At 56.8% G+C, this 6,000-nt stretch carries 6 protein-coding genes and 1 pseudogene; 2 read left to right on the plus strand and 5 right to left on the minus strand.

Annotated elements, in window-relative coordinates; genetic code table 11:
* The first annotated feature begins 51 nt into the window (after nt 1-51).
* Nucleotides 52-585, plus strand: coding sequence for a peroxiredoxin (locus LCM4576_RS22825; protein ID WP_071034764.1), 534 nt, complete (start codon nt 52-54; stop codon nt 583-585).
* Between the two features lie 69 nt (nt 586-654).
* The gene (gene rpoN, locus LCM4576_RS22830) at nt 655-2,103 is read left to right on the plus strand and encodes an RNA polymerase factor sigma-54 (RefSeq protein ID WP_071034765.1); all 1,449 of its coding nucleotides are present in this window, start codon (nt 655-657) and stop codon (nt 2,101-2,103) included.
* A gap of 55 nt (nt 2,104-2,158) precedes the next feature.
* Here rpoN and LCM4576_RS22835 read toward each other — a convergent pair whose 3' ends face one another.
* From LCM4576_RS22835 to LCM4576_RS37565, 5 genes and pseudogenes are all read right to left on the minus strand, one after another.
* Nucleotides 2,159-3,241, minus strand: coding sequence for a cytochrome-c peroxidase (locus LCM4576_RS22835; RefSeq protein ID WP_083361472.1), 1,083 nt, complete (start codon nt 3,239-3,241; stop codon nt 2,159-2,161).
* A 105-nt stretch (nt 3,242-3,346) separates the two neighbouring features.
* Nucleotides 3,347-3,694 (minus strand): annotated as a pseudogene (locus LCM4576_RS22840) (nitrogen fixation protein NifQ); the annotation flags it as partial.
* A 687-nt stretch (nt 3,695-4,381) separates the two neighbouring features.
* Nucleotides 4,382-4,837: a MucR family transcriptional regulator gene (locus tag LCM4576_RS22845; RefSeq protein ID WP_040971450.1), complete on the minus strand. Its 456-nt coding sequence runs from the start codon at nt 4,835-4,837 to the stop codon at nt 4,382-4,384.
* Between the two features lie 129 nt (nt 4,838-4,966).
* Complete coding sequence (locus tag LCM4576_RS36580) at nt 4,967-5,131, minus strand: hypothetical protein (protein ID WP_157901225.1); 165 nt, start codon at nt 5,129-5,131, stop codon at nt 4,967-4,969.
* Between the two features lie 175 nt (nt 5,132-5,306).
* Entirely contained in the window at nt 5,307-5,870 is a 564-nt protein-coding gene (locus LCM4576_RS37565; protein WP_082044344.1) for a cold-shock protein, read from the minus strand.
* Nucleotides 5,871-6,000: the final 130 nt, after the last annotated feature.

A 6,000-nucleotide genomic window follows, 5' to 3' on the forward strand; every position in this document is an offset into this window, starting at 1 on the left:
TCGGCCCAAACCGAGAAGCCATGCCAGTTTTCTTCTAAAAGGAGCAACTTGATGACCATCACGAAGAAGGTTCCCTTCGTTACCTTTCGCACGCGTGTTCGCGACGAATCCATCGAGGGGCCGAATCCATACCGCTGGCAAGACAAGACATCCGACGACTATTTCGATGGCAAGCGCGTCATCCTGTTCTCGCTGCCTGGCGCCTTCACCCCGACCTGCTCGACCTACCAACTGCCCAATTTTGAAAAGCTCTATGATGAGTTCAAGAAGGAAGGAATTGACGCAATCTACTGCATCTCCGTCAACGATGCCTTCGTCATGAATGCGTGGGGCAAGTCCTTGGGGCTGCAGAAGGTCGAGCTTATCCCGGACGGCTCAGGCGAGTTCACGCGCAAAATGGGTATGCTGGTTGCCAAGGACAATCTCGGCTTCGGAATGCGCTCCTGGCGCTACGCCGCCCTGATCGACGACGGAGCGGTGGAGCAGTGGTTCGAGGAAGAAGGATTCTCCGACAACTGCGAGAGCGATCCCTATGCCGTCTCATCGCCACAGAACGTTCTTGAAACACTGCAGGCCGCCGCATGATCAAGTGAGCGTCTGACAATCCATTAACGCACGGCCAAGAGCCTCCTCGATCGGAGTTTCGCGCTCAACATGCTGTCCTCGGCAAGGCTGCTTCAACGCCAGAAGCAATCTATGGTGGCATCGCCTCAGCTCATTGAGTCGATTCGCCTGTTGCAACTGGCGCGCGCCGAACTGCATCAATTCGTGGAGCAGGAACTCGAGAAAAATCCGCTTTTGGAGCCAGCTTCAAACGACGGTGAGGCTCTTGGCGACGTGCCGGTTTCAGCAGACCAACCCACCGGCGCACGCGAAAAAGACATGGATAGGCCGACGAGCGCGGCGGCCACAGAGCGACTGGGGGAATGGAAATCGCTGCGCAACACGACGAACACCCCTGCGGATAATCGCCCTGCCCTGGACGAGTTCGCCGCCTGCACCGAAACATTGCACGACCGTGTCGCTGGTCAGATCGCGCTCACTGCATTCACACCACAGGAGCGGCTGATTGCCAGCGAGCTCGCAGCCCATCTGGAAGATACGGGCTATCTTCGGGTGGACCTTGTGGAACTGGCCGGCAAACTGAACGCCCGCGAGACGGATGTGGAACGGGTTCTCGCAACCTTGCAGCAGTTTGATCCACCGGGAATTTTTGCTCGCACTCTCAGCGAATGTCTCGAGATCCAGTTGCGTCAGCGAGACCGGTTCGACCCGGCAATGGCCGCCTTGGTTGCCAACCTTGAGATGGTTGCCAGACGCGATTTCCAGGCGTTGAAGCAGCATTGCTGCGTTGATGAAGAAGACCTTCTCGAGATGTTGCATGAAATCCGTGCGCTCGATCCCAAGCCTGGCAACCGATTCCAATCCGGAGCGCCGGAATCCATCATACCCGACGTCTGGGTCACGCCCTCGCCCGGAGGTGGATGGCAGATCGAACTTGATCCGGACGCATTGCCCAAGGTTTTGATCAACCAAACCTATTTCGCCGAAATCTCGCGACACGCCGTCCAGAATCCGAAAGATCAAGCGTTTCTGAACGAATGCCTGCAAAACGCGAATTGGTTAATCCGCAGCCTGGATCAGCGTGCCAAGACGATTCTAAAAGTTGCGACTGAAATCGTGCGCCAACAGGATGCCTTTTTCCAACATGGCGTGGCTCATCTGCGGCCTCTCAATCTCAGGACTGTCGCTGAGGCGATCAACGTGCATGAATCGACGGTGAGCCGGGTGACCTCGAACAAGTATATGCTTACCCCACGCGGGGTGTTCGAACTGAAGTATTTTTTCACCGTCGCGATTGCCTCCTGCCAGGGCGGTGACGCGCACTCCGCCGAAGCTGTCCGRCATCGGATCAAAGCGATAATTGCTCAAGAATCGCCCGGTGACGTGCTTTCCGACGACGACATCGCCGTCCGGCTGAAGGAAACCGGCATCAATGTAGCGCGCCGCACCGTCACAAAATATCGCGAGGCGATGAACATCCCCTCCTCCGTGGGACGGCGCCGGGAAAAGCGGCTATGGCTCATTGGCGATCAAGATTGAAGCAGGCGTCTGGCCTCTTCCTGGCGTCTATTAGCCGCCCTCTCGGATTATGCGGTCACGGCGCCGGCCGGGGTGTCGTCGCGACGCTCGGCGGCAAGGTTGGATAGGTTACGTTCGGCTGGTCCCCGGTGAGCGCCTGTAGGAAAACGGTGATCTTGTCGACTTCCTCAGGGCTCAGCTGCGTACCAAGCTGGGTCGTCCCCATCACCGCCACGGCTTGCTCTAGATCCCATGCATGGCCGCTGTGAAAGTAGGGGGCGGTGAGTGCGACGTTCCTTAAAGTAGGGACCTTGAAGACATAGTCATCATCGACCTTCCGTGTCACCTCAACGCGTCCCTTGTCGTCAGGCGGCAGGAACTCCCAGCCGGGCTTTTCGACCACCCCAAAAGGAGCGTACATGCTCCCACCGATGTTGATGCCGTTGTGGCAAGACGAGCATCCTTTGTCGACGAAAAGCCTGAGCCCCTCCTTCTGTTCAGTGGTGAGTGCGTTTTCGTTACCCTCGAGATACTTGTCGAAGGGTGCGTTGGGCGTGATCAGCGTCGCCTCGAACACGGCGATGGCTCTCGCGATGTTGTCATATCTGAGGGGGTCGATTTCATCAGGGAAGGCTTTGCCGAACGCCTCAACGTACCCGGGAATGCCCTTGAGCTCTTCGACGGCGTGCCCGGGAGTGGTCCCCATCTCCGTCGGATTGGAGATCGGGYCGCCGGCCTGCTCCATCAGATCCGCTGCCCGTCCGTCCCAAAACTGAGCGATGTTGAACACCGCGTTGAATACAGTTGGCGCATTGCGGCCGCCGCGCTGCCAGTTATGGCCAATAGAGGTGGAGCGGCCATCGCCGCCAGCACGGCCGATTTGATGACAGGTGTTGCAGCTGATGTTGTGAGCTTGCGAGAGCCGCGGTTCGAAATAGAGCATCTTGCCCAACTCGAGCTTCTCTAAGGTCGCCGGATTGCCGTCCAGGTATGCAGTACGCTTGGGAATAGGGCTAAACAGCGATCTCGCAACGTCCAGCAGGTTCTCCTGCCCCATGGCTGTGGAGGCAAGCAGGCAGCCTGTGAGTGCAGCAAATGGAAAGGCCGATCCCGCTGCCAAGCGGAAGAAGGAGACAATAAATGTCTTCACGAAGCCCATCGACGTAAGTGTCCACTATTGCTTTGATGAAACTTTCTAGGAATTCAAACGAACTACCGCAGCGCCCGGACCGCGTCTTCGCAACTATTGGAAGTCATTCCTGAATTACATGAATGCCCAAGACGTCGAGCGATTTAGCAAGCGCGGCCTGGCTCTAACGAGACTGCTATCATCCCAGCCGTTCACAACACGCGCGGAGTGGATATCACCCTCTTCCGGGCGGAAGTAAGCATCGAAGTCCCTAAAGTCTTGACAGGCGTGCGCCGGAAGATGGGTTGCGAGCAAGCGGCTGATCTCGTGACGATCGAAAAGGCCGAGGTCTTGCCGGAGACAGTCTGTGTGCATGGCGCGGTGCGCAATGGTTTTGGCGAACGAAGTGCTGAGGGGTGGCCCGGCCGGGGCTGACCAAAGATTGAGTCTCTTTCCGGTCGTATCATCCTTTTCCTCCATTTGGGTTTTGCGAGCGGTCGCGTTTCTTGCCTGCGGTGATCACATCGAATGGAAGACAACAAGGATCATGCCATTTCAGGCCAACCGAGATTTTTCTCAAATTTGCAGCGGTTACGCTCGAAGAGCCTGTCTCGGTCGAGCTACAGTTGTCGCCAATCTGACAGAATCGATAGCGGAAAAGTCGGGAGTTTGTGCGGCCACCGGCGCTCCTGATCACGGCGGGCGCGGGTGTCTATTCATCAGCCACGTCGAACGCCAAGTCTGCTGGCTGGGGCTGCGGAGTTGTCGATTGCAGCGGAGGACGGGAGCGCTGCCGCAATACCGCCTCGGCTTCGTCTTCAAAGCCCTCCCGGGCAATTTTATCTGGACTTCGCCTGCGAAATCGAAGCGGTCTTCGAGACCGCGCAGACCTTCCAAGAAACCCCTGCGATAGAGTTCGCGCTCAGTCGAGCCTAGCGATCTGGTCGCGCAGCTCAAGCAGCCAGGCAGCCGCTGTGACGCGATCGGCCGCGATTGCACAGGACCAGCCGGCGATCACTTTAGCCGTAGCAGGACTTGCTACGAAAGGATTGCCGGCGTCCTTGTCGCCTCCGAGTTAGCTTCGGCTGTGCGCAGAGCTATGTCGGATTTGAAGGCCTTACAGGTTTGGCCGGTCAATTCCACCCTATGGCGCATCGACCTTTGCACCCACTACCTGGATTTGCGTGCCGCCCTCGCCGACTTCCTTTCGGAATTGCTGGCAGCCTTGTGGCCGAGACCGCTCGACTTCGCCAGCGCCGACCGTTGTGCCGCATAGTTCGGCGCCACCATGGGGTAGTCGGGCTTCAATCCCCATTTCTCGCGATATTCGTTGGGCGTCAGGCCGTAGTGGACGTTGAGATGCCGCTTAAGCGATTTGAATTTCTTGCCGTCCTCCAGGCAGATGATGTAGTCGGGAAACACCGACCGCTTCGGATTAACCGCAGGCGCTTGGGCTGGCTTCTCTGGCTCGACCGCTTGCCCAAGATTCGACAATGACGAATTCACGCTTGCGATAAGCTCTGGCAGTGACGCGGGGGGAACTGCGTTTTTGCTGACATAGGCAGATACAATATCTGCCGTAAGTTCAATCAACAGGCCTTGGCTATTTGCGGTGCCCTCGGGCATTCAATTACTCCTATTGCGTGACAACACGGGAACTCTTTTACCGGCTTTGTCGAGGAAGGCCAGCATGATTYGCTTATATCGGCGTTAGTCGACCATTCTCGCTATCGCAGCAGAAGAGTCATAGGATACTTAAATGAACCGATAAACCTGCATTGTGCAGCAGCCGACCAGTTTGGCAATTCCTGCTGGGCCGAGGCCGTCGGCAAGCAGTGCCATGATAATCTCTGTCAAGCCGCTGTTTGCCACCTTATAGGTGCTGTTACGTTGTTCGATTCCGTTGCGCCCGCGTTCCATGATGAACCGCAGCCTCAATTTGAACGACCATGCCAAGGATGGTGAGCACGATGTGAACCATATCGGCCCTCGTTAAAAGAGAGGATCGAGCACCGCGACAAACGCGCCTTTCTCATATGCTTATGCGCAGTGAATGGCTCACCGCCGTGCGTTCAACAAAAAGGGTTGGGCCGTCTCAAGCAGCTACACGAATGCTTTGGACCTCCAGACCTTTCTTGCCCTGCGCGCACTCGACAAAAACCTTTTGTCCGTCCACGAGATCGCTGACGCCACAGCGGGCCAATGTTGAGGCGTGGACGAATACGTCCTTTCCGCCAGCTTCAGGGGCAATGAAGCCAAAGCCTTTCTCGGCGTTATACCATTTGACGGTGCCGGCGCTTTCCGACGCGGATGTCGAAGTGTTGGCCGTCTCCTGTGCGATCTCCAGGACTTGCGCGACCTGATGGCCTTTTCGCGTCTCTTCCAAGGTGACCTTAAGCCGCGCTCCCTCTGGGACACTGCTTCTTCCAACCGCTTCCAATGCCCGAATATGGAGGTAGGCGTCCCTTCCGTCCGAGATTCTGACGAAGCCAAAACCTTTGCTTGCATTGAACCACTTGACCTCTGCGTCTACCGGCTTGGTCGTCGCAGGTGACATTTGATGAAAGAAGCTTGGGACGGCTTCCTCTTCTGGAAAAGGAAACGGGCCGTCGTCATCTCGACGCCGACGGGGCTTGCGGTAATCCTTATATCTGCTCATGTCATCTCAGGGGAAACAAATGGTGCTGGCCACCAAAAAGGTTGGCAAGATGGGCGGTCTTTGAGTCTTCGGTACGTGTCAGCTCTTCAAAAGGGCCATCCATCTTTGATTAGCGACAAGCCAGAATTGT

Source organism: Mesorhizobium sp. LCM 4576 (assembly GCF_001854815.1).
Taxonomy (GTDB): Bacteria; Pseudomonadota; Alphaproteobacteria; order Rhizobiales; family Rhizobiaceae; genus Mesorhizobium; species Mesorhizobium plurifarium.